Annotated in this window: 21 protein-coding genes; 12 read left to right on the top strand and 9 right to left on the bottom strand. The window is 45.5% G+C overall.

Annotated elements, in window-relative coordinates; all coding sequences use genetic code 11:
• The first annotated feature begins 124 nt into the window (after nucleotides 1-124).
• Both M3629_RS15610 and M3629_RS15605 read left to right on the top strand, forming a co-directional pair.
• Nucleotides 125-1,102: a hypothetical protein gene (locus M3629_RS15610; protein ID WP_251508073.1), complete on the top strand. Its 978-nt coding sequence runs from the start codon at nucleotides 125-127 to the stop codon at nucleotides 1,100-1,102.
• 25 nt (nucleotides 1,103-1,127) lie between these two features.
• The gene (locus M3629_RS15605) at nucleotides 1,128-1,373 is read left to right on the top strand and encodes an NHLP leader peptide family RiPP precursor (protein WP_251508071.1); all 246 of its coding nucleotides are present in this window, start codon (nucleotides 1,128-1,130) and stop codon (nucleotides 1,371-1,373) included.
• A 58-nt stretch (nucleotides 1,374-1,431) separates the two neighbouring features.
• Here M3629_RS15605 and M3629_RS15600 read toward each other — a convergent pair whose 3' ends face one another.
• Entirely contained in the window at nucleotides 1,432-3,333 is a 1,902-nt protein-coding gene (locus M3629_RS15600) for a sensor histidine kinase (protein WP_251508069.1), read from the bottom strand.
• 153 nt (nucleotides 3,334-3,486) lie between these two features.
• Complete coding sequence (locus M3629_RS15595; RefSeq protein WP_251508067.1) at nucleotides 3,487-3,768, bottom strand: hypothetical protein; 282 nt, start codon at nucleotides 3,766-3,768, stop codon at nucleotides 3,487-3,489.
• A 145-nt stretch (nucleotides 3,769-3,913) separates the two neighbouring features.
• Between M3629_RS15595 and M3629_RS15590 the strand changes: the two genes are divergently transcribed.
• The 3 genes from M3629_RS15590 to M3629_RS15580 all read left to right on the top strand — a co-directional run bounded on the left by M3629_RS15590 (nucleotide 3,914) and on the right by M3629_RS15580 (nucleotide 4,828).
• Nucleotides 3,914-4,075 (top strand): hypothetical protein, encoded by a 162-nt coding sequence (locus M3629_RS15590; RefSeq protein WP_017690239.1) that lies wholly within the window; start codon nucleotides 3,914-3,916, stop codon nucleotides 4,073-4,075.
• A 131-nt stretch (nucleotides 4,076-4,206) separates the two neighbouring features.
• Entirely contained in the window at nucleotides 4,207-4,587 is a 381-nt protein-coding gene (locus M3629_RS15585) for a hypothetical protein (protein WP_139168866.1), read from the top strand.
• A 43-nt stretch (nucleotides 4,588-4,630) separates the two neighbouring features.
• The gene (locus tag M3629_RS15580) at nucleotides 4,631-4,828 is read left to right on the top strand and encodes a hypothetical protein (RefSeq protein ID WP_251508065.1); all 198 of its coding nucleotides are present in this window, start codon (nucleotides 4,631-4,633) and stop codon (nucleotides 4,826-4,828) included.
• A gap of 201 nt (nucleotides 4,829-5,029) precedes the next feature.
• Here M3629_RS15580 and M3629_RS15575 read toward each other — a convergent pair whose 3' ends face one another.
• The gene (locus M3629_RS15575) at nucleotides 5,030-6,241 is read right to left on the bottom strand and encodes an MFS transporter (RefSeq protein ID WP_251508064.1); all 1,212 of its coding nucleotides are present in this window, start codon (nucleotides 6,239-6,241) and stop codon (nucleotides 5,030-5,032) included.
• Between the two features lie 257 nt (nucleotides 6,242-6,498).
• Between M3629_RS15575 and M3629_RS15570 the strand changes: the two genes are divergently transcribed.
• The 3 genes from M3629_RS15570 to M3629_RS15560 all read left to right on the top strand — a co-directional run bounded on the left by M3629_RS15570 (nucleotide 6,499) and on the right by M3629_RS15560 (nucleotide 8,884).
• Nucleotides 6,499-7,158: a peptidylprolyl isomerase gene (locus tag M3629_RS15570; protein ID WP_251508062.1), complete on the top strand. Its 660-nt coding sequence runs from the start codon at nucleotides 6,499-6,501 to the stop codon at nucleotides 7,156-7,158.
• Nucleotides 7,159-7,591: 433 nt separating this feature from the next.
• Nucleotides 7,592-7,852 carry a YqkE family protein gene (locus M3629_RS15565; protein ID WP_251508042.1) on the top strand — a complete coding sequence of 87 codons (261 nt, stop codon included), beginning with the start codon at nucleotides 7,592-7,594 and terminating at the stop codon, nucleotides 7,850-7,852.
• 237 nt (nucleotides 7,853-8,089) lie between these two features.
• Nucleotides 8,090-8,884, top strand: a complete 795-nt coding sequence (locus M3629_RS15560) for an SDR family oxidoreductase (RefSeq protein ID WP_251508028.1) — start codon at nucleotides 8,090-8,092, stop codon at nucleotides 8,882-8,884.
• 112 nt (nucleotides 8,885-8,996) lie between these two features.
• Here M3629_RS15560 and M3629_RS15555 read toward each other — a convergent pair whose 3' ends face one another.
• On the bottom strand, nucleotides 8,997-9,776 hold the full coding sequence (locus M3629_RS15555) for a YwaF family protein (protein WP_251508026.1): 780 nt from the start codon (nucleotides 9,774-9,776) through the stop codon (nucleotides 8,997-8,999).
• A gap of 297 nt (nucleotides 9,777-10,073) precedes the next feature.
• Here M3629_RS15555 and M3629_RS15550 point away from each other — a divergent pair, with 297 nt between their 5' ends.
• Nucleotides 10,074-11,048 carry a ring-cleaving dioxygenase gene (locus M3629_RS15550; RefSeq protein WP_251508024.1) on the top strand — a complete coding sequence of 325 codons (975 nt, stop codon included), beginning with the start codon at nucleotides 10,074-10,076 and terminating at the stop codon, nucleotides 11,046-11,048.
• Between the two features lie 173 nt (nucleotides 11,049-11,221).
• Here the strand turns inward: M3629_RS15550 and M3629_RS15545 are convergent, their stop codons facing one another.
• The 3 genes from M3629_RS15545 to M3629_RS15535 all read right to left on the bottom strand — a co-directional run bounded on the left by M3629_RS15545 (nucleotide 11,222) and on the right by M3629_RS15535 (nucleotide 14,518).
• Nucleotides 11,222-11,929 carry a stalk domain-containing protein gene (locus M3629_RS15545; RefSeq protein WP_251508021.1) on the bottom strand — a complete coding sequence of 236 codons (708 nt, stop codon included), beginning with the start codon at nucleotides 11,927-11,929 and terminating at the stop codon, nucleotides 11,222-11,224.
• A gap of 243 nt (nucleotides 11,930-12,172) precedes the next feature.
• Complete coding sequence (locus M3629_RS15540) at nucleotides 12,173-13,018, bottom strand: hypothetical protein (RefSeq protein ID WP_251508018.1); 846 nt, start codon at nucleotides 13,016-13,018, stop codon at nucleotides 12,173-12,175.
• A gap of 222 nt (nucleotides 13,019-13,240) precedes the next feature.
• Nucleotides 13,241-14,518, bottom strand: a complete 1,278-nt coding sequence (locus M3629_RS15535; protein ID WP_251508017.1) for a methyl-accepting chemotaxis protein — start codon at nucleotides 14,516-14,518, stop codon at nucleotides 13,241-13,243.
• A gap of 334 nt (nucleotides 14,519-14,852) precedes the next feature.
• Here M3629_RS15535 and M3629_RS15530 point away from each other — a divergent pair, with 334 nt between their 5' ends.
• Nucleotides 14,853-16,286, top strand: coding sequence for an aspartate ammonia-lyase (locus M3629_RS15530; RefSeq protein ID WP_154960566.1), 1,434 nt, complete (start codon nucleotides 14,853-14,855; stop codon nucleotides 16,284-16,286).
• Between the two features lie 155 nt (nucleotides 16,287-16,441).
• On the opposite strand, the gene rpoN is transcribed toward M3629_RS15530, so the two are convergent.
• Together rpoN and pruA are read right to left on the bottom strand one after the other, a co-directional pair.
• Nucleotides 16,442-17,746 (bottom strand): RNA polymerase factor sigma-54, encoded by a 1,305-nt coding sequence (gene rpoN, locus M3629_RS15525; protein ID WP_251508015.1) that lies wholly within the window; start codon nucleotides 17,744-17,746, stop codon nucleotides 16,442-16,444.
• Nucleotides 17,747-17,868: 122 nt separating this feature from the next.
• Entirely contained in the window at nucleotides 17,869-19,416 is a 1,548-nt protein-coding gene (gene pruA / locus M3629_RS15520; RefSeq protein WP_251508013.1) for an L-glutamate gamma-semialdehyde dehydrogenase, read from the bottom strand.
• A 439-nt stretch (nucleotides 19,417-19,855) separates the two neighbouring features.
• Between pruA and M3629_RS15515 the strand changes: the two genes are divergently transcribed.
• Together M3629_RS15515 and M3629_RS15510 are read left to right on the top strand one after the other, a co-directional pair.
• Complete coding sequence (locus M3629_RS15515; protein WP_090917839.1) at nucleotides 19,856-20,779, top strand: proline dehydrogenase family protein; 924 nt, start codon at nucleotides 19,856-19,858, stop codon at nucleotides 20,777-20,779.
• Nucleotides 20,780-21,289: 510 nt separating this feature from the next.
• Nucleotides 21,290-23,230, top strand: coding sequence for a sigma-54 interaction domain-containing protein (locus M3629_RS15510; RefSeq protein WP_251508012.1), 1,941 nt, complete (start codon nucleotides 21,290-21,292; stop codon nucleotides 23,228-23,230).
• Nucleotides 23,231-23,407: the final 177 nt, after the last annotated feature.

The raw sequence follows: 23,407 nt of genomic DNA, 5'->3' as shown, positions 1-23,407 counted from the left end.
CAATTTTCTCACAAATGATCACAAAAAAACCTATTTTTTTCAGAATACTTGAGATATACTGTATGTAACTTCTTGATCTGACTGCATATTCCAACTTTTAATGCAGGAAGGACGTTTTCATATCATGCATCGAGATTGGTTAGATCCGTATATGCTTGACGTGAAGGCCGTGTTTGATTCCGTTGAAGAGCGCCTTCGGCAATACCCTGACTCACTGGCAGAGCATGCGCTTAAACAACTCCGTTTGCTTAACCCGCTCAGGGGAGATTCGGGACACAGTTGCATCGGTTACATTACTCCGCTATGGATGCAGCACACAGAAGGACTTCCGCCGGATCAAGCTCATCAGCTTAGCACAGCTTGCCTGTTACACATGATGTATTTTCTTAATCTGGATGATGTCATGGATGAGCCAACGGAGGATGCGGTGCTGAAATTATCTTTGGGGAATCTCTGCTACGTGGATGCCCTTCAAGTCTACAACGCATTATTTGAATCCTCTTCTTTCTTCTGGGATCAATTTAGACAAGTTCTTCAGGACTGGGCAGTAAGCGTAAATGGTGAATTACACGTAGATTACTTTCAGTGTAACCCTCTTCTCATCGCCCAGAAAGCTTCACCGACACAAATAGGAGTCATTGGTTCCCTGCTTTTACTAGGGCAACCTGATCGAATCTCTTCGGTCTGCGGTGCACTGGATATCGTTCTCATGACTCTACAGATGACAGATGACTTTACAGACACGAAAATGGATGCTGTACACGGCAACTACAACAGCTACCTCTCTCACCTATCCAGAGCTCTCCAACAGGAATATCCGACGAGTCATGTGCTTAATGAATCTATACACCATAATGTATATAACTCACAATTGATGAACAGTTACGCAGACATAGCTCAACACTTCAATGACATCATTGCATCTTCTAACTTGGCGCTGCCACAATTCATCGCCCTGAATTCTTATCTGTGCAACTCATTGGTACAAGCTATTCAGGAAGTAGAACAGCATAAAAAACGACTTTACCGAGGTGGGTTTCACTACTGGATCAGCGAACCACAATCCGGGCCTTCTCTTACGGGACAAGCCGATTCAGTTTAATTTAAATACGAAGGGAATGTTGACGATGATGGTGTCAGAAAAAACGTTGCATGAGGATATTATTGAGAAAGCTTGGACAGACGAACACTTCAGACAACAACTCCATTCCAATCCTAAGCAGGCACTTCGCGAAGCGTTTGGTATTACGATTCCTGATCATATCCGGATTCGCACAGTCGAGGAGCAGCAAAATGATTATGTTCTGGTCATTCCACCCAACCCTTCCAAAGTCAATTATGACGTCAATTGTGGACCGTGGAGATCGTTTTAATCTTAGCTAAATAAAAATCAGGGGTAGAACATTATACTGGATATCCACCCCGAGTCCGTCATTTAACGAACTCGGGAAAAGATACAACAGCTTCTGTTCCTACCCCTTTTGTGCTTGTAAAACTGATCTGTCCATTCATCGCTTCCACGATGCGGAAGGTAACCATCATACCTAGCCCAGTGCCTTTGATTTTATTGGAGAAGTACGGTTCTCCCAATCGGGACAAAGCTTCCTCACTCATGCCTTCACCATTATCTCTGACATGCACTTTAACTTTGCCATCCTGTGAGTATGCCCAGATATCAATCTGGCCTTGTCCTCCCTGAAACGCCTCAATACTATTTTTAATAATGTTGATAAAGGCCTGTTTGAACTTGGAAGAGTTTCCACGAATATAGATATTCGGCGGGATATCGGTAGTGATTTTTCCGCCTTCCAGATTAGCCATAGGCACAAGTATACCTTCGATGTGATCAAATTCATCCGATATATTTAATGAAACAATGTGATCAAATTCCGGTTTTGCAAAGGTCAGAAAATCCGTAATAATGCCGGAAGCCCGGTCGAGTTCCTCTAAAGCAATGCGTACATATCCTTTATTTTTGTTATCCTCTTGCTCTGTCATAAGTTGCAGAAACCCTCGCGTCACCTGAAGGGGGTTACGCACCTCATGTGCAACCGAAGCGGCAAGTTCGCTAATGATCTCCATCTTTTCGGATCGCTGTAACTCGTTGTTGAATAGCTCCAATTCCTTGGAGTACTCTAACACTTTGGTATGTTTTTCTGCAAACCGGCTACCAAGAATAGCAATCAATGAGATGACAAATGCAACCATGGACCACTTCCACCAGAGCAGATGGTATGCCCCGTTGCGCTGATAGTACCAAAGAAGTTCCAGGACACTAATTAGTGAAAATGTACCGAAACCAACAGCTAACAGGATCGCTTCACGGTTACGTTGCAGTGCCCGGGCGATCGTGCCAGCGAGCAGGATGGTCAGTACAATAACCAGTATAATGCCCACGACATGCTGTACAAGCAGACTGTACAATAGATCCCATTGTCCACCCGATATCACGTATACAAACAATGAAAACACAGAAACGATGGAATAGGCCCATTGCGCCTTTCTCAATTTGGTGAATACCCCGTGTATACCGGGACCAATAACTTGCTCAAAGAAATAACACAGTGCAGGCATCCCAAGCAACATGGCTAGGTCAAACAGAATGGAATACATGTCACCATACACTTGATAAAAAGTGTACAAGAACTGAGAGTAAGTAATCACCATTGTCCCGATGGAGCCCATCACGATACATAGCGATATCCATAGCCCTTTATGAAACTGACCCAGAAAAAATGTGCAACTCAGCATAATGAGCGAGGTAAATACAAAAGTCGAACCCAAAATGATATCCATTAACCCATTATGGAGATATTTCTCCTGCAACATGGCGTATGGCCCGACCTGGACATCACCTTGAATGCCCAACCATCCTCTCTCATTTTGCGCCCAAACATAAAGTCTATTCCCCGAATTTTCTGCAGATAGCGGTAAAAAAACGGCATTATTGTCGTAATTATAGTGGTAATTCTCATATACTTTCCGATCTTCAAGATAGATGACAATATGAGTACCTTTAATATTTTCGAAACGAATCGCTGAACTTCCGTCAGTCAAATGAGGAATTGTCAAACGTGTCCACAACGAACCGGATGGTTCTTTAGTACTGTCTACAATCCGCTCAGCACTCCGTTTCTCCCATATCTCGTCCTGGCCCATGACCTCACTAATGAAGCCCTGGTCTCCAGCGTCCCCCCATTTCACTTCCCATCCTGTAATGGATACAGGCTGCTGAATCTCTTCTGGTGCGGCAAGTACAAGTCCATGTGGCATACACAGAATCGCCCATATCGTCATCCACAAGATGATAATAGCTTTGGGCACATTTCTCATTCACAGCACCTCAAAGTTGTTATTTTGGCTTCTTCATTTCTCCCTCATCCTATCAATTCGCCACCGTTTATCATGTCACCTTCTTACGTAAATTTAAAATTCACATATAAGTAGATTTATAGTCTTTTTACCATTTAATTGTTATAATAACTGCTAATTTCGCAAGTCCTCAAACTGATTTTCGATCATTTCACGTTCTTTCTGTTCCACTCGCGTTCGAAATTCCAGCCACTGCTCTGTTTCTTCATCATCGTAGATGGTCCATATATCAGAGAACAAAAAATCACGTAACTGAACAACTTGACCTGACCATATGCCACCAACCCAGAACAATCCATCCGGACGACGAATGACGGTACGAGAAAATCCGGGTGTGGACGCTTTCTGTCCGATCCGAATACGTGTGATCATATTGCCTAATGTATACCAGTCCACGCGGCACCCCTCCTAGTGTAGTCAACCTTCATCATATCATAGGCAAAACAAGAAATGCTGTAAAAACGGCTGGCACGATTCAATCCAGCGGATCATGTGTAATGGTTTTTCAAAGCAAAACTCACTAAACAAGGAGATGATTATCATGAATGAGCCTCATCGCACGGTAGAAGTTGAACATAAGGATGTACAACACAAATCGGATTCAAGTATGGTCGCTTCTACATTTATTAAATACGCTGCATATATCATAATCTTCTTTGGATTTCTCTACTTCCTCGTGAAATATGTATTCCCGAAATTTTAACGAATTCCTGACATAATCTGGTCTGTTTACGGGGACAATATCATGCTTGGAATGACGATAAAATGCTGAAATGATGGCATTACCTTGTTTGAATTCGTTGTACTATAAACAAATTATGAAAGGAAGTGCTGATGATGTCTGATAAACCCATTAGCAACGTGGAAAGTGAACGCTATTATGACCGTTACCAGAGGTCCCGTGATATTCCGCCTGAAACCGAAGTACCCGAAGGCGACATGGATACCTTTGATGAAGTTTCTGGGCGCCGCATTGAAATTGAAATGGAAGAATCGGAGCTTCCACCCGTTGCTACATCTGCTGTAGACGAAGAAGGTTTGGAATCCCGTTTGGCGGAAACTCCACTGGAATCCGTACCCGATGCAGATCTGGTGCAACCGGGCAGCCCGGTTGATCCTGCCGCACCCGACCCCGATGCCCTGCATGGTACAGATCTGTTAAACGGGGCTGGAGCTGACGCTAAACCACAGCAGAATATTCTGCCTCCGCGTTAGTAGATGTCTTGTTTTGCGTATTCTGACAATAGGAGGTGCTGACATGACCAAAAACAATGAGGAAGAACAGGTTAAAGAAAATAAGAACCTTGTTACCGAGCGGGATATCGATCCTGATTTTGGCCTCTTTACAGAAGATTCTTTCCCTGATGCACTGGAAGATGAAGATCAGCGCGATGCGGTCAAACATGCCATTCCCGACGAACAGACCTCAGATAAACCCTCTTCGGGTCATAAATGAAGTAAATAAGTTTAAAAGTAAATGTCGTCACCTTATGTACAGATGTGTATGTATAGACTCCGTGCTGAATTTGATCATGTGATACTAGAGAACTCCTAACAAGGGGTTCTCTTCATTTCACTTCAAAGCTTGCTCCGGATGCTATAGAAAAGAAGATGACTGTTACAAACCAGGGTCATCTTCTTCCTATTATTATAAAGATTACTTCTCCACAGGCTTAACCACTCCTGGGAGCTTATGCTCCAGCCTGGACCACTTGACCACTATCGCAGTAGTCAGAAGTGCAAGACCGTTAATGATAAATATCCAGCGAATCGGCAGCCAGCCGCCAAGGACACCGCCGATAATCGGTCCTGCCATCGTTCCGATCTGGGCCGCAGACTGGTTCAGACTAAATGCACGTCCCCGAAATGCCGGTTCAGTCACCTGTACAATCATCGCATTGATGGCAGGAAACACGGCCGCAAAAAAGAGTCCGTAGACAAATCTCAGGATGCCAAATGCAATATAACCTGTAGTGAAAAACTGCAGCAGATTGCCCACTCCCCCGCCAATCAGTCCGATCACTAACACTTTTCCAAAACCGATCTTTGACCCAAGCTTGCCCCAGCGCGGAGCCATAATGACCGTTGCAACCCCTACCGCCGAGAAAATAATCCCTGAGCTTAAGGAAGCCCGATCAGGCTGAATGCCCATCTCCATGACATACACGGTTAATAGCGGCTCGAGAATCATCACCGAAAAGGTACAGATGCCCATCATGCCAAGCACGGTGACAAACACACGATTCGCTCTCGCTTCACGAATATCATCCATAACATGCGAACGTGCCTTGTTACGATTAAAATTTTCTTCCTTGACCCAGAAGGTTGCAATGATTGCAGACACCAGCACGACTATCGCCGAAAATAGAAACGCACTCCGGTTGCCATAATAATGACTGACAAGTCCACCAATCAGTGGACCGATAATCCCCCCTGTAGCTCCAGCAGTGGACATAATCCCCAAAGCATATCCGGTCTTCTCTTCAGGTGTGTTCGTGCCCACAAGAGCAATCGCCGCAGGAACAAATCCGGCAAGCAATCCTTGGAACAGTCGAACCACAATCAGTGAATACGGATCTTGTACAAAAAAATTAATCAGATACAGGACAGCCAAGCTGTACCCTGAACGAATTAACATCGGCTTGCGTCCATATTTATCGGCTAATGATCCCCAGAAGGGTGATACAAGAGCGCTTGCAAGAAACGTAATGCCAAACGAAAGGCCTGACCAGAATTCTAGATGATTGCGAACGCCTAGATCACTGCTTAGAAATAAGGGAAGAAACGGAATCGAAATGGAATACGCCGTACTGCAAAAAAAGACACCGATCCATAAAATGATCAGATTACGCTTCCACGAGAAGTTCATATACCCGCCCGTCCTTTCCGTAACTGACGCCGGGACTGCCGTGTTTGGAGCGGACGGAACAGACCCGTACGTCCCCCTGATGCGGAAGCATTTTCCTTATTTTACACCCATGCTCTTATGATGACCATCCCCAGTTCACTGAATTAACACGGCTTGCATTGCCATTCAGAGCCTAGAAACGGTATGATAGTTGAAGAATTAATCAAACTATATTGGATAAAATTCGTTATAACAACGAACCAAGGAGGAACATATTCATGTCTTTACGGTGGAAAAAAACAACCGCAGTCTCGCTTGTGTTTGCGATGCTGTTGATCGTTATGAGCGGATGTGTACGCCCCGCAAGCAATGCTACGCAAACTCCGGTTCCAGCCGCACCAGAAGGTCCTAATCCTGTAGCCACGATTGAGATGCAGGACGGGCAGAAGATCGTCATTGAGCTGTATCCGGAAATTGCACCAAATACGGTGTATAATTTCATCTCCCTGGCGAACAAAGGCTTTTATGATGGCCTGATCTTCCATCGGGTTATTCCGGGCTTTATGATTCAAGGCGGTGATCCTGATGGCAGAGGTACAGGTGGACCAGGTTATGCGATCAAAGGTGAATTCACCTCTAACGGTCACAAAAATCATCTGAAGCATACGCGCGGAGTGATTTCCATGGCACGTGGAGACAATTTGGATTCAGCTGGTTCCCAGTTCTTTATTATGTTGGCTGACGCAGACCATCTGGATAACGCCTACGCTTCTTTTGGTAAAGTGACCGAAGGAATGGACGTGGTTGACGGAATTGCAGCACAACAAATCGGCGAAGGAGACAAGCCGGTTACGGACCAAGTCATGAAAAAAGTAACCGTTGATACACACGGACTGGAATATCCAGAACCTGTGAAGATTACGGAGGAGAAAAAGTAACCTCTCTTCTAAGAACAAACAAAAGCTCTGTTCTGTGCATGTGTCACAGAGCAGAGCTTATTTAATGATAACGTTTACATAAGTAACTAACCCAAACCTCTTTTTTGGGATGTGATAACCCCTTAATTCATCCATCCCAATAAATGTAGCCACCCGATAACCGCAATCCATAGTGGGAAACTAAAGGCCATCCCCCATGCAAGCCCTTTCAACAAACTACGGTTTGCTTCCATGAACAACGACTCCTTTCTTCAGGGAATAGTCGTAGTATCGGTACCATTATATGGTTTTATACCTGTCTTCATTCGTCATGACATGCCCTATTTCCTGCATCTGCTCTGTAACTTTATGGAATGAACAACATGAACCTGATATACTATGACTACAAAAATGATATGGATGATGATTCATGTTTTGAAAGGAGATTTTCCAAGTGGCAAAATCCAAAAGACATACACCAGCTCCCAAGACTCAGAATCAGGACAAACCGACTACGCTGAAAGATCTGCTGAGCAGTGATGTGCTCGAGAAGCTTAAAGCGCAGGCTGACGAAGCCAAAGCTGCCGAAGCACAGCGCAAAGAACAGGAACGTTTACAAGCTGAGGAGGCTCGCAAGGCGGAGCAGAAGCGCCGGGACAATGACTTTGAATATCTGCTGAATAACAGCTCCATGGACTGGAAAAAACATAAGTAATCAGGGAATTAAGTGGTCACACCAAGTTGTCTATACATCCTATGATCCAAGTTATACGAATGAAACGTATGAATTTAATGTTACTTCATGAGATTATTTTCATACTATAATTTCTGAACAAAACAGGGCCCAGCTGGGGCCCTGTTTTTAATATGAGCACATATGATTCACCTCCCCCATGTCGGGTATTTAGAAGTAGAGTGTTCAAGGACAATTCATACATGGAGGGATCAATGAATGGCTGAACAACGTTTGGAAGGCAAGGTCGCAATTGTTACTGGGGGCGGCTCCGGTATCGGTCAGGCTTCTGCAATTCGATTCGCCGAGCAAGGAGCCAAGGTATATATGCTAGATCGTACACCCGAGAACGCAGAGGAAACGAAACAGATTATTGAAAAAGCCGGTGGCGAAGCTTACGTGATCGAATGTGATATCTCCAAGCCGGAAGATGTAGAGAAAGCCATCAACCAGGCGGCAACCGAAGCAGGCAAGCTGGATATCGTTTTTGCTAATGCAGGAATTAATGGCGCCATGGCTCCAATTGAAACGATGAAAATCGAAGATTGGGATCAGACGATGGAGATTAACATGCGTGGCACGTTTGCAACCGTGAAGTATGCCATCCCTCATCTGAAAGAGCGCGGCGGCAGTATTATCATAACGAGTTCCATTAACGGCAACCGGGTATTCTCCGGCATCGGATTTTCTGCATACGCTTCCAGCAAAGCAGGTCAAACGGCTTTCACCAAAATGGCGGCACTGGAGCTGGCTCGTTACAAGATTCGTGTCAACGCCGTTTGTCCAGGAGCGATTGATACCAATATCGATGACAATACGTATCCATCAGATGATCTGAAAGATGTTCAGATTCCAGTTGAGTTTCCTGAGGGACATGAGCATCCGCTCAAAGGTGAACCAGGAACATCGGAGCAAGTCGCCAATCTGGTGCTCTTCCTCGCTTCAGATGAAGCCTCACATGTAACAGGCACACGAATCTACGTGGATGGTGCCGAATCCCTTCTACGTGGATGAGCTTATTTATTTACACGCCCACTCCGATGACAGAAATATAACAAACCCGCAAATTTTCTGGATGATCAGAATGTTTGCGGGTTATCTTAATTAAAACTCGGATTCAGGAAAGTTAGTTTTTGGAATACGTCTGCGGCTGGTGCTTTTCCTTTTTGCCACTAATTCGTTTCAGCCACTCGGGAATCGCAAAGAGCATCAGGTGTAACAATGAAAATAACACCAGAGCCAGTACCTCTTCCCCAAGTATATATACGGGATAAGGCCCGAGCATATCTAGGACGGACGGTGTGCCCGGTTTATCTCTCAGGAACATATAATTCGCATCGAGCAATACATCCAAACCGTATACCACGAGCGCCGCGATATTTACAAATATCATGGAGCCGGCAACAGATCTCCATCCAGGACGAAGTTGTTCCACCCAGGTCATATAGAGAAGAGCAAGAATGATCATCGCATGTGCAACAAAGAATTGAATGAAACGGAAATGAGCAAAAGCATAACCAAGATTTGGCGTAACAATAGCCATCAAAGCACCAGCAATTCCTGAAAAAAGCAAGGCAGAGAATAACCATTTTTTACGCGTCAGTAATAAAAGCGTTGATAATAATAACGACAGGCTGCACAGTTCCAGCGGTAGTGAAGTCTGTAAACTCCAAACTCCTCCGTACACATACCAGATTTGCAGTACAATCTCACAACTGATCATGAACCCTGCCAAACTGATGCGTACAAGCCGCCTTAAGCGTTCAGACATGGAACGAAGCCGATGCCTAAAAAGAAATAACAGGATAACAAGTGAAAAAATGATGATCATCACTACAATATGTGAAGTCGAGAATGCCGCAAAAGGCTCTGCATCGTACGGGTCAAGCCAAGGTGGATAGGCCATGCCTTTCTTCTCTCCTTTTGTTCTGGCTAACAGTGGCAACTTCTTATAACGCGAATGGTAACTTTTCTCATTTTGCCACCGATCTCTAAACCTGTCCAGCCTCGTTGCAAATAAGTATTGTATTTTAAATATCTTTATGTTAAGATAAAACCAAGAAAAAACATACTAAAAGTTAGTAACTGAATTTATAATATTTAACCTTTGTGATTCAATGGATTCTTTCTTGCTTTGCACAAACAAGCACTCGATTTAAAACTTATGCTATCTACTAAACCTTATTTTCAGGAGGAATATACTATGTTAATTAAAGGACTTCACCACGTATCCGCGCTTACCGCACATGCCGATCAGAACTACCGCTTCTATACGGAGATCATGGGTCTGCGCCTAATCAAAAAAACGGTCAATCAGGATGACGTTTCGGTCTATCACCTGTTTTATGGAGATGAGAAAGGCAATCCAGGTACCGAGCTTACCTTCTTCGAAATTCCGATGGCTGGACGTACACGCGAAGGTGTGAACAGCATCTCTGCCACTTCCCTTCGTGTGCCAAGCGATGCAGCGCTTGCCTATTGGGCACAGCGATTTGACGAATATGAAGTACCTCACGGCGAGATTGTACAACGCGGAGGTCGAGCGACGCTGGCATTTACAGACTTTGAAGGTATGCGGCTGATCCTCGTTTCCGATGAACATAACTCCGGAGTTGCCGGGGGTAAACCTTGGGATCGAAGCCCCGTGCCAGCGGAGTATGGCATCATTGGACTCGGCCCAATTCATCTGACTGTGCGGGATGCTTCCCTCACTACACCTGTGCTCACCGAACTGCTTGGATTTAGAGCAAAAGGCAGCTATCCTGCATTTACTCCAGGTCAGCCTGATGTGCTTGTGTATGAATCTGGCGAAGGCGGTAGCGGTTCGGAAGTTCACTTGGAGGAGCGCAATGACTTGGAGCAGGAGCGCCCAGGACGTGGGAGTGTGCACCATGTCGCTTTCCGTGTAGACAATGAGGAAGAATTAAGACAATGGGTTGACCGAGTTCATCAGTTCCAATTCCCAAGCTCCGGTTTTGTAGACCGCTTCTACTTCCGTTCCCTGTACTTCCGTGAAGCTAACGGTATTCTGTTTGAGCTTGCGACAGATGGACCTGGATTCGATACGGACGAGGACTTCGCCTCTCTTGGAGAATCACTCGCGTTACCTCCGTTCCTGGAAGGACGCCGCGCTGAGATCGAAGCAAACCTGAAACCGCTGGATACCATGATCCGCTAATATTCATAACTGCCGGGTACGTCCACATTGATTCTCAATGAAATAAAAATAAAACGATGATCGCTAGGCAAGCCCAATACGAACTCGGTTCATGGATTACCTGGTGAGTCATCGCTTTTTTTATGTTTATGATTGCCTTGCCCCTATAAGGTAGCAAACGGATACATTCTGTTTTACTTGGTCAAATACGATGTTGTAAGTGGTACAAACAGGGCTGAACCCGGATCTTCAGATACGATCTCGACATAGACAGCTTCTGTACCTTTCACATCTACATCTAGACTCATCATACCGTTTTCCGGAGTGATATTGAATTTTTTGAGTGTCGCGAGATCCTGATCATAGATATGAATCTCCTGATTTCCCTTCAGCGCGGCAAGTTCCAAGTGCAGAGAAGAATACTTTTTACCTGTATTGATCTGAATATCTTTTCCCTGCTTCGTAGGGTCATTATGCAGATAAACATCTTTGTAATCCTTGCCTTTGTACGTGGTATCCTTAGGGTCTTTGGTGTGCCAAGCAGTAGATCCCAGTACGGAAGTTCCAAGTGCACTCAGCGTTACTTTTGTGTTGGTTACTGGCGCAGACCCATTTGTTCCACCGATAAGAACGGATGAAGTTGCACCGTCATAATTGATCTCTGTTCCAAGCAACGTACCCACTGCACGAACCGGCAGATAAGTGGTTCCGTTATATGTGATCGGCAGCACCGTCTTACCATTCGCATCCTTGGCTGTCACTGTCTCGCCATTTAATTTCAACGTAATTTTGCTGTTTAGATATGCCTTAATTTGTTCCAAGCCTGTAGCTGCCAGAGCACCTGTTCCAATACCAAGCGTCAACGTTCCCACCATCAAACCAAGTACGACTTTTTTCTTCATCAAATTCCCTCCCAGACGTTTAAATGAGTTGTCCTTTATACATTTAAACGACTAAAGCGTGAATGTCAATTGTTTTCAGCATTTTTCCGCAACTTTTTTTATTTCAAGACAGCACAAAATGAGGCTGTAGTCACTCCTTTTTTTTCAGCCCCATCCAATGGTCACGCTTGGCATGGCATGTCCTATATTTTATTAGGTATTTACATCTAAGATCTCGTGCTGCAGCACAATCTCATAAAATACTCAATCAAATGATTCGTAATATTCCTCTTCATATACTTCCATACTATATTTCAAGTCGTTTGCCTTCCATTGCCCATCCTGAAACACATAAGAAAACGTTAAATCGCCAGCATACAATCCATCGCCATATGCACCCGATGTGGAAACAACAAGCTTGCCACTCTCAATACTAAAATAAGTCACACGACCAAATTGTAACTCATCATTGTAGAGGCCATGACCGGCCCCCTTCTCCAAGTTGGAAGACTCGGCCGGAACCCCATCCACGGTAATATCGATCTTAATCTGATCAGCGGCTGCAGTCACTTTGGACTGTACATGTTCTTTCACAATATCATCCAGAGACTGCATCTTCATCAGTTCCAGGGAAACCGAATCAAGGATGTGAGCTTGGCCCAAATAAATCCCCGTACCGTGTCCCTCTGAATACAACACCACAATCTCTTTTTTACCGTCACCGTTCAAATCCAGTTCATGCACTTCAGGTTTGTACGATCCACCCTCTGCTCTCCAATCACTAAATTCACGTTTCTTGCCGTCTGCCTCAACCACAAGGCCATTATATATATATCCCGAGCCTTCAACGCTCATCGGGTACACTCGAACATCGTTATTCTCTGGTGCCACGGAAACATCATCTGCTTGAACTGGCATCATTTCATTGTTTCTGTTCACTGCATCGTTCATTCGATCTATATGGGAAGCCTCGACCGCTGCGGTCTGGCTGGATGATTCGTCTATATTAAGCTGTTGTTGCGACTCATTTGTCGTTCTGGCAGTTGAAGTCACTGAAAGTGTAGCCACCGCCAAAATAATCATCAGCAGGATACCTGTCCAAGTTTTCAATATACTGGGCTCCTTCTTTGTTGTGATAATCCTATTATATCTTCATTTATCGCCCGCGCGTTGCATTTTTGTTAATCTTTCTTAAAAAATCTTTACAAATCTTCAATCACACGAAAAAACGTTCGTCTTTTACCATAATAAGCTAGGGCGTGTCTGAAAACTGAGCAGGTTTCAAGACAAGCCCTAATTTGATCGGAAAATAAAAAACACTCCGGAAGCAGCTCAAGGCTGCATCCGGAATGCTTTGGTTTTGTCGAGTAACCGATCTGTTAACTGTCTCAATTCTTCTGCTGAAGAGGATATTTCCTCCATGATTGCAGTCTCCTCATGCGCGGCATCCATGATGCGCTTCGCTTCATCAGAGAAGGAACCAGCTTTTCCCTGGATCTTCTTCACATGACCATGCGTTTGCTCTACGCGCCCTGTCTGCTCAGCAATTTTGGAACCAATATCATGAGCGCCTTGCATAAACACTTCAACCGTGCCTGTCAATTCAAGCAACGTCTGATCAACGGAAACCGTTCGTTCTGATTCGTTGACAACAAGTCCATGCTGTTCATGGCTCAGCTCCACCGTTTCCCGAATTCGTTGTTGTACACGACTGATCAGTTCATTAATGCGATGAACGGAATCTTTACTCTCATCAGCAAGTTTGCGAATCTGCTGCGCTACAACGGCAAATCCTGCGCCCTCTTCTCCTGCACGCGCCGCTTCAATAGAAGCATTCAATGCGAGTAACCCTGTTTCTTCAGCAATATTTTTGACCGATTGCGTAATCGCTTCAATATCGGAAGCTTCCTTCTCCAAGAGCAACATAATATCACGGGAACGATTGTGAGACTCGGCCAGTTCATCCATGCCTTTCATCAATGATGAGAAGGTTTCTTTGGTATGATCCACCGAACGTTCCATCTTACCGGACAATTCGGTCATACCTAAAGACTGATGTTGCATTTTCTGAAAATCATTCAACATCTCATCAGCGGTAATCAGGGAATGCTGGGAAGTCACTTTCTGATCCTCTACGCCAACCGCAATATGATCCACGGCCTCAGACATCATCTCGATCTGTTCTGCAGCCTGCGTAATGGCTTCACTTAATGACTGTGCGTTCTGAGAGGTTGTCCGCGTACTATCCGCAATATCATTCACGATACTTCTCAGATTAGAAACCATTACGTTGAACGCATCATATAATACGGTAAGCTCATCTTGTGAACGGCGCTGCGGAATCTCCGTGGTGAGATCACCGGAAGATACCTGCTGCGCTGCACGAGACAGCTGAACAATCGGACGAGTCAGATAGCGGGAAGCAATCCAGCCGAGAATTCCGTTCCAACATACTCCCATAAGCAGAATGATAGATATGTACAGCCAGTTTGGCATATCAAGCGAAATCCAATCTTTTACAAAGAAAATAAAAAAGCCGCTAGTTCCGTAAGTAATAATTGAAATTAGTACCAGTCCTGCGACAGTCTTCGCCCCTAAAGTCCATTTCATGTTCGCACCCCGTAGTTCTTTTTTCCTATTTTACCAATCTTGTACCAAATTTCATGTGACATATATCACTGAAAACGCTCTATTTAGCTTTTGCATATCGTTCATGCATGACTTTCATACCATAAAGCTCATAATGAATAAGACAAGCTTTGGTATCCCTCCCTTGTAGCTGTAATTCATGATATGAAATTTTAAATTCCCCAATTTAAATTATTATCGGTTTCAATGAAAGAATCATTTAGCTTGGCATCTATTTTGCTTAAATGATATACTGAGTGCGCTTCAGCAACGCTGGAGCCGAACTATTTTTATGATGCCACTGGAGGCGAACGAGATGTCTACTATGTCCACACGGACGGAGAAAGATTTTATCGGCGAAAAAGAAATTCCAGCTTATGCGTACTATGGAATTCAGACGGTGCGGGCTGTAGAGAACTTCCCGATTACCGGTGTTCCGGTTCACCGCGAACTGATTACAGCACTGGCTGCTGTTAAAAAGGCGGCAGCGATGGCGAACATGGAACTGAAAATGCTCCCAAACAAGATTGGGGAAGTCATCATCATGGCAGCGGATGAAATGATGAAAGGCCATCATCTCGATCATTTTATTGTAGACTCCATTCAGGGTGGTGCAGGCACCTCCATGAATATGAATATCAACGAAATTTTGGCCAATCGCGGACTTGAACTGTTAACGAAAAACAAGGGAGACTACTTCCACTGTAATCCGAACAACCACGTAAACATGTCCCAGTCTACCAATGACGTTGTGCCAACAGCCTTACGTATTGCGGCGTATCAGCTCTCCGAGACCCTGCTAGGCACGATGAAAAAACTACAGGAAGCCTTCCACAAAAAAGAAATTGAGTTCAACGATGTTGTCAAAGTAGGACGTACACATCTACAGGATGCCGTGCCTATCCGACTTGGACAAGAGTTCGGTGCTTATGCGCGCGTGATTGGACGGGATATTGAACGTCTTCAATTCGCCAATAAACGTATGCTTATGATTAACATGGGGGCAACAGCTGTAGGTACAGGACTCAATGCCAAACCGGAATATATCGTCAAGGTTACCGAGTATCTGTCAGAGGTGACTGGCCTGCCGCTACAGACCGCGGATGATTTGGTTGACGCGACACAGAATACAGACGCGTACCTGGAACTCTCAGCTGCACTGAAAGTATGTGCCGTCAGCCTGTCCAAAATCTGTAATGACATCCGCATGATGGCTTCAGGCCCGCGTGCCGGACTTAATGAACTGCTTCTGCCGCCACGTCAGCCGGGATCTTCCATTATGCCCGGGAAAGTCAATCCGGTCATGGCAGAGGTAATCAACCAGGTATCCTTCCAAGTTATGGGGAATGATCACACGATTTGCATGGCTTGTGAAGCCGGACAATTCGAGCTGAATGTGATGGGACCGGTTATTGCATTCAACCTGTTACAATCACTGAAAATCATGAATAATGGTATTGACGTCTTCACACGGTATGCTGTGGAAGAGATGGAGGCCAATCGTGAGCGCTGCGAGTTGATTATGAAACAAAGCTTCAGTGTCGTGACTGCGCTGAACCCGCATCTTGGTTATAACGTAGCGGCTTCGATTGTAAAAGAAGCATTGAAAACCGGGATGACCCTGCAGGAAATCATCTTGGAGCGAGGTTTGCTGACTCCAGAAGAATTGGAAGAGATTCTACATCCCGAACAGATGACCACGCCGGGGATTGCCGGAGAACATTTCCTGCGTAACATGGAGCGCATGTAAACACACTGATCTTATGAATTCAGATTGAAAATTCTAAAGAAGCCCCGTTATCCGTTAGTCAACGGATAACGGGGCTATTTGAAGTATAATTCGATGCGATAAATTTCAGATTTATACAGAGTCGTTCAGACTTAACGTGATAAGACGTATATACTTCAAGCCCAGCGTTTTCGTTCCAGGGAGGACAGAATTCGAAGCTCCTCCCTGTATTTCGCAACGGTTCTTCGAGAAATGATGATGCCCTCGCCCTCAAGGAGAGCAGATAATTGGCTATCTGAGTAAGGCTTGTTTAGTTGCTCGGTTCGAATGATTTCCTTCAGCCGCCGTTTGACAGCCGATGCAGACGTCTGCTCTCCAGACACGGTCGTAATACCGGAATCGAAAAAAGCCTTAACCTCGTAAACCCCATACGGAGTGTATATATATTTTCCGTTCACGGCCCGGCTAACTGTTGATTCATGCATCTGTACTTTCTCAGCAATCGCAGCCAGATTAAGCGGCACCAGTGCAGCGGGGCCCTCACTTAAAAAGCGCTTTTGCTCTTCCATAATGGCCGTCATCACACGTAACAATGTCCTGCGCCGCTGTTGTACACTGCGTATAACGGCTCTCGCCTCAGCTGCCCGAGTCACCCAGATCTCACCGGGAGACGACTCTTGTATCCAGTTGTTGCAAGCTTCATTTACGGTTACGCGCGGATTACCTGTTGCAAGCAGCTTGAGCACCATTTCTCCATGAACCATATCTACAGTAGCATCAGGGACGATATAATGAGCACGTTCATTACAGCCTATCGATCGACAAGGCTTAGGGTCAAGACGAGTAATATACTCGTATGCTGCTTGTGCTTCCCGCGAAGTTATACCATACTTGCCTGCTGTCCGCCCGGGATGAAAAGGAACCAACGCCTCCAGCCCTGCCCGCACAATACGCTCGGCATAAGGAATCGCTGCTGGGTCACGCTGAATCTGCAACAGCAAACATTCTTGCAGATTTCGCGCCCCTACACCCGAAGGGTCCAGGGACTGCAACAAATCAATTCCTGCGTTCAGTTCGCTCATGGACAATCCGAGTTCAACCTGCACTTCAGATAGCTCAACCTTCAAGTAACCATCAGCATTCACACATCCAGCCAAATAGACCGCCACTTTCTCCAGCCTATGTGGAATTTTCATCGTGCGAATTTGCGAAGCAAGGATTTGTTCCAGCGTAGGCGCTGTTCCTTTGGCTTGAAGCAGAGGGTCATAGGAAGGATACACCTGCTGATTGTTTCTTCTTAATGGCTTAAAAGAATAAACCGACTGCTCTTCCAGTTCAAGAAGCGGATTATCCGCTGCGACATCCTGCAAATAACGAATCAGTTCCTGACCGGACAAGGTCAGCAAATGAAAGGACTGCTTCATTTCCGGCGTGATGGACAGCCGGAAGCGCTGTTCCTGCACCAACTGAACACCTAACATCCGATGCCCTCCTTATGTCAAGCTGGATACTATTCATTGCAACACTGGGATTTGCAGGAATAATACCATACAGTTCAGCCCTTGTCAGCATGTCAATACATACATGCGGTCTCAAACGTCATTTAATATTTTTCAGACACCAGCTTCGCTTGGGTAAACAACAACAGATAATCCCTGCCTCCTGCTTTGGAATCGGTACCCGACATATTAAATCCACCAAATGGATGTGTCCCTACCAAAGCTCCCGTACACTTGCGGTTGAAATACAGATTACCTGCAAAATACTCATGTCTTGCCTGCTCCAGATGAGCCCGATTGCGCGAGATAACCGCACCTGTCAGACCATAATCTGTATTGTTGGCAATCTCCAGCGCATCCTGGAATGAATCGGCTTTGATGAAAGCCAGCACCGGGCCAAAAATCTCCTCTTGCGAAATCCGGGCATGCGGTTCCACATCTGCAATAATGGTCGGCTCGATGAAGAATCCTGCCGGATCTCCGGTACCTCCCCCATGAACCAGACGTCCTTCCCCTTTGCCAATCTCGATATATTCGGTGATCTTTGCATACGCCTTATCGTCAATGACAGGTCCCATGTAATTTCCCACTTCAAGCGGACTGCCCATCGTCAGCTTCTTCGTACGCTCCAGCACCTTTTGTAATACTTCATCATATACATCCTTATGGATAATGGCACGGGAACACGCTGAACATTTTTGTCCCGAGAAACCAAAAGCCGAAGCTGTGATCGACTCGGCTGCCAGTTCCAGATCACTGTCACTGTCAACCACAATGGAATCCTTGCCGCCCATCTCGGCGATCACACGTTTGATCCACTTCTGACCCGGAGCGGTGCGTGCAGCACGTTCGTTGATCCGCAGACCGACATCGCGGGAACCTGTGAAACTGATAAAACGTGTCAGTGCATGATCGACAAGATAATCACCCACCTCACTGCCTGGCCCTGGCAAGAAGTTGACTACCCCATCTGGCAGACCCACTTCTTCCAGCAATTCCACGAACTTTGCAGCGATGACCGGTGTAGTGCTTGCCGGTTTTAGCACCACCGTGTTGCCCGAAACTAACGCAGCCGAGGTCATGCCTGCCATAATCGCCAGCGGGAAATTCCACGGCGGAATCACCACGCCAACACCAAGCGGAATGTAAGTCAGTTCATTATCTTCACCAGCAATCCGTACAAGCGGCTGCGGCTCACTGAGACGCTGCATTTCCCTTGCATAGAACTCCATAAAATCAATCGCTTCAGCCGTATCTGCATCTGCTTCAGGCCAGGTTTTGCCCGCCTCATAGACCATCCAGGCGGAGAATTCATGCTTGCGGCGGCGCATGATTGCAGCTGCTTTGTAGAGATAACGGGCCCGTTCATTCGGGTCCGTATGTTTCCAGGTATGGAACGTTTCCGCAGCCGTTTGGATGGCCTTCTCGGCCAGCTCCCGATCCGCTTGATGAATCGTTCCAATCACCTGATCCTTAGCAGCCGGGTTCACGGAGGTTAACGTGCGGTTGCCGGTTATTTTTTCCCCACCGATAATCATCGGATATTCCTGTCCCAGTTCGGATTTCACCTTATGGAGCGCTTCCTCAAAGGCTTCCCGGTTCGCTTGCACCGTAAAAGCTGTAAATGGTTCGTTAACAAAAGGGATATTCATCAATGATTCCTCCTTCAGGATGTGGGTTCTGTTTGCTGGATCGCTGCTCGGATTCACGCAGCACTTACGTCTCATTCAAATATATGAAGCAAGAAGCATGCCAACTCCGCTTGAGAATGAAATATTTTCAAAAAATGTTTAACTGTTGAACTATTCATTTACACAAAAACGGAGAGGGAAGAAAAAACCTGGAAAAGCGGAGCGCTCGCCTTTATCACCGGATTTTCCCTTTTAAAAAGGGAATTCAAAAAAATCTGGGGATAACAGCGATTGGAAGGTTATTCTGCCATCGGAGTGCTCGTGTAAATTATCTTTGTTCGTCTTATATCAAAATTTTCACAAAATAATTAGGGCATCAGCAATCGCATTCAACAGATTTTGGCACGATTTTTGCTAGATATGTAAATATACAATCATGAATGTTTAGGGAGGAACCACGATGAGTGTCGGAACGGAACTATATCGCAAAACGTTGTTAACCGTAGCTGGCAATAAAGCCGTAGAGAACCTGTCTCTCAAATACGGCAAAAAGCTGGCTGGCAAGTTCATAGCTGGTAATACGCTGGAAGAGGCGCTGGAAGAAATTCGCGTTTTAAATAGCAAAGGCATTATGGCAACACTGGATCATCTGGGAGAGGGGATCACCCATCTGCGCGAGGCGGCACTTTACAGGGATGAATACGTGAGGTTAGTTGAAGGTATAGCGCATAGCGGTGTGGACTCCAATGTTTCACTGAAACCGACCCAGATGGGGCTGGCACTTGATCCGGAAGAAGGGTACCAGAATATTCGTGCGGTCGCCGCCCGAGCGAAGGAACATGAACTGTTCGTCCGGATTGATATGGAGGACAGTCCGTTCACCCAAGCAACCATTGATATCGTACGTAGACTGCATGCGGAAGGGCTGGATAACTCAGGTACCGTATTGCAGGCTTATCTGCATCGAACGGAAGAGGATACCCGCGATATGATTCGGGAAGGTATTCGGCTGCGTTTGGTCAAAGGAGCGTATAAAGAACCTGCAAGCGTCGCATATCAAAATACGTCCGAGGTCATTCACCAGTTCAAAACGATGATTCGTCATCATCTGGATCAAGGTGTTTATACCGCTGTGGCCTCCCATGATGATCACATCATTAACTGGACGAAACAATACGCGAAGGACCGGGATATCTCTCCTGAAGCCTTTGAATTCCAGATGTTATATGGTCTACGCATGAGTGAACAGGAGCGTCTGGCACAAGAAGGTTATCGCATTCGTTGTTATGTCCCTTATGGCACGATGTGGTATCCCTACTATACCCGCCGTCTGGCAGAGAAACCTGCGAATCTCTGGATGGTTGTGAAGAACATGTTTCGCTAGAATTGATGTAAGAGATAGCCCTTCACGCCATGCAACCCAGTCATTCTGGAGTGCATGGTTTTTCCTTTTTCCGATGATGCAGCACTGCCAAACTTAAACGTTCACTCTAAACAAGAATATATGTCTAAAAAATAAGAATACACAAAATTTAATGTACAAAATTTTAGACAAATTCTACACTAATAATCTTGTATCTTACCCTCACATTGATCTCCATCTTTACATATTTTCTTATATTTATACATTTTCACAAATAATGAGCGTTATATAAATTGACACAAAATAAATAAAAAAACCTGAAATAAGTTAAAAGCTGTAGCTAAATCAACATTTTTTCCTATCTTCACCTAAAGAAAACGTATACATAAAAACAACAAAATGGGTGAGCGTTATTAAAACAAAACAATCGAACAATCGATGTCAAAAAATATATACACAACTCTGTTGGAGCGATATAATAGTACTAATTCCTATCACTTTAATCCGTATGTTGTAATCGAGGTGATCCTGATGAGACATTTACTACCTACTCTAAAAGAACTGACACGAACAGACATGCACATTTACGATGAATCCTCCGTTCAGGAAAAGCTTCTTCCACTCCCGTATGCGGATTCAGATATCAACGTAACTCGACCTGTTTTTGTACGTTCTGGTACAGGAAGCGCTTATCTCTATTGCTCCTTCCTGGATCAACCAAACTTGCCTGGTGAAAAAGGCCTGCCTTCCACATCTTCTGCTAAATCAACAGAACCCGACCCTTTTCCGGTTACCCCATCGTTCTTAGTCCCTGTCCCTTTGATCTCACTTTCTATGGAACTGGCACAAGTGATTCCTTTGTTTGCCAAGAGCTCTATTCTCATCGTCAAAAATGATCGTGACGAATGGACCGGCTATATCACGGCATCCGATGTCATGAACTCATTTTATCAATCCTACCGACTGATGGAAGCATATCTGGAAACTACGCTTGAGACAGCTGGTTCCGCACTATCTTTAATCGATGAAGAAGCCAAGGTGGCGTACTGGACATCCGGTGCGGAGAATATATTTTCTATTCGCAAAACCGATATTATCGGTCAGCCTGCCGCCAACTTTTTCCCACCCGAAAGACTTCAATCACTCAAAACGTTATACACCGGTGAATCGGTCTACCGCAAACAGCATCAACCCAGGTCTGATCTGTTCGCCCTAATCAATGCCCGCCCTGTCAGGCTGGATGGTCGTATTGTTGGTGCAGTCGCTGCGGAGGTCGATATCACAACTGAAATTCGTCTGCACCAGGAATTATTGCATATGTCCTCCAAAATTCAGCATTTGGAAAAAGCCGTTGCCAGGCTTCATCCCGAGACCGATCCTTTTGCGCGTATCAAAGGTAGCAGTCCAATTATCCGGCAATGTCTGGAGACTATTCGCAAGATCAGCACCACCCCTGCTACGGTACTCATTATGGGGGAAAGTGGCACGGGCAAGGAACTCTTCGCAAAAGCCATCCATGATCTTCGTGAACCGGAGACTGCTCCTTTTATCGCGATTAACTGCGGGGCCATTCCCGCTTCATTGTTTGAGAGCGAGTTGTTTGGCTACGAGAAAGGCGCTTTCTCCGGGGCAGACCCTAAGGGGAAAAAGGGGAAAATCGAGCTGGCGGAGGGTGGCACTCTTTTTCTGGATGAGATTGGGGAGATGCCTTTTGAACTGCAAGTCAAGCTGCTTCGTGTGTTGCAGGAACGAAGTTATTTTCCGGTTGGGGGTACCCGCACCAAACAAGCTAACTGCCGAATCATTGCTGCAACCAATCAAGACCTTCCTGCCATGATTACGCGTAATCAATTCCGGGAGGATCTCTACTATCGACTGAATGTCATCAATCTGATTATTCCGCCGCTCCGGCTGCGTAAAGAAGATATCTATGAGCTCACCCAGACTTTTCTGCAAGAATTCTCGCTACTCTACAATCGTCATATTGAAGTGATTCCTCCAGAATTGTTCAAACGTTTATTCGAGTACGATTGGCCGGGGAATGTCCGGGAACTGCGCAACGTGATTGAGCGCCTGACCATTCTAACGATGGATGGTGAGATCAAGCCGGAATACTTGCCTGATTCGCTGACATCAGCGAAAGTAAACGTACCTTCTGAGCCGGAACATACAGTAGCCAACCTCAAGTCTGCGGGAAAAGAAGTAGCGCATGACCCCAATGTGACAGACTCCCAACAAGAGAGTCACGGACCTGACCATCTTGCAGCGGTTGCTCGGGAAGCGGCTAACCCAAGTGTTACATTCCCCGAACAAAGTTCCGGCTCCTCTTATCAGCAACAGATGGATGCGTATGAGGCCCGGCTTTTGCTTCAATACCTGAAGGCCGCAGGCGGCAACAAACGAACACTCGCCAAACAACTTGGCATCTCCAGAGCTACACTCTACAACCGTATGAATCGGCTTGGTATATAACCTATAACTTCCGCGGTGATTACCGCTTGCTTTTACAGTTGAACATAATGCACGGCTAGCAAACGAAGAACATTCCACCCTTGCCGTTGCAGGCGATAGAATACAGAGAATTTGAGGAAAAATCAGAGAAAGCTCAGCGCCGAGAGCAGAAACCAGCAAATAAGGTTTCTGGCGACT

This window comes from Paenibacillus polysaccharolyticus (assembly GCF_023714295.1).
In the GTDB taxonomy this organism is placed as follows: Bacteria; Bacillota; Bacilli; order Paenibacillales; family Paenibacillaceae; genus Paenibacillus; species Paenibacillus polysaccharolyticus_A.
The sequence above is the reverse complement of the archived record's forward strand: the minus strand, read 5'-3'. Positions and strand labels throughout refer to the sequence as shown.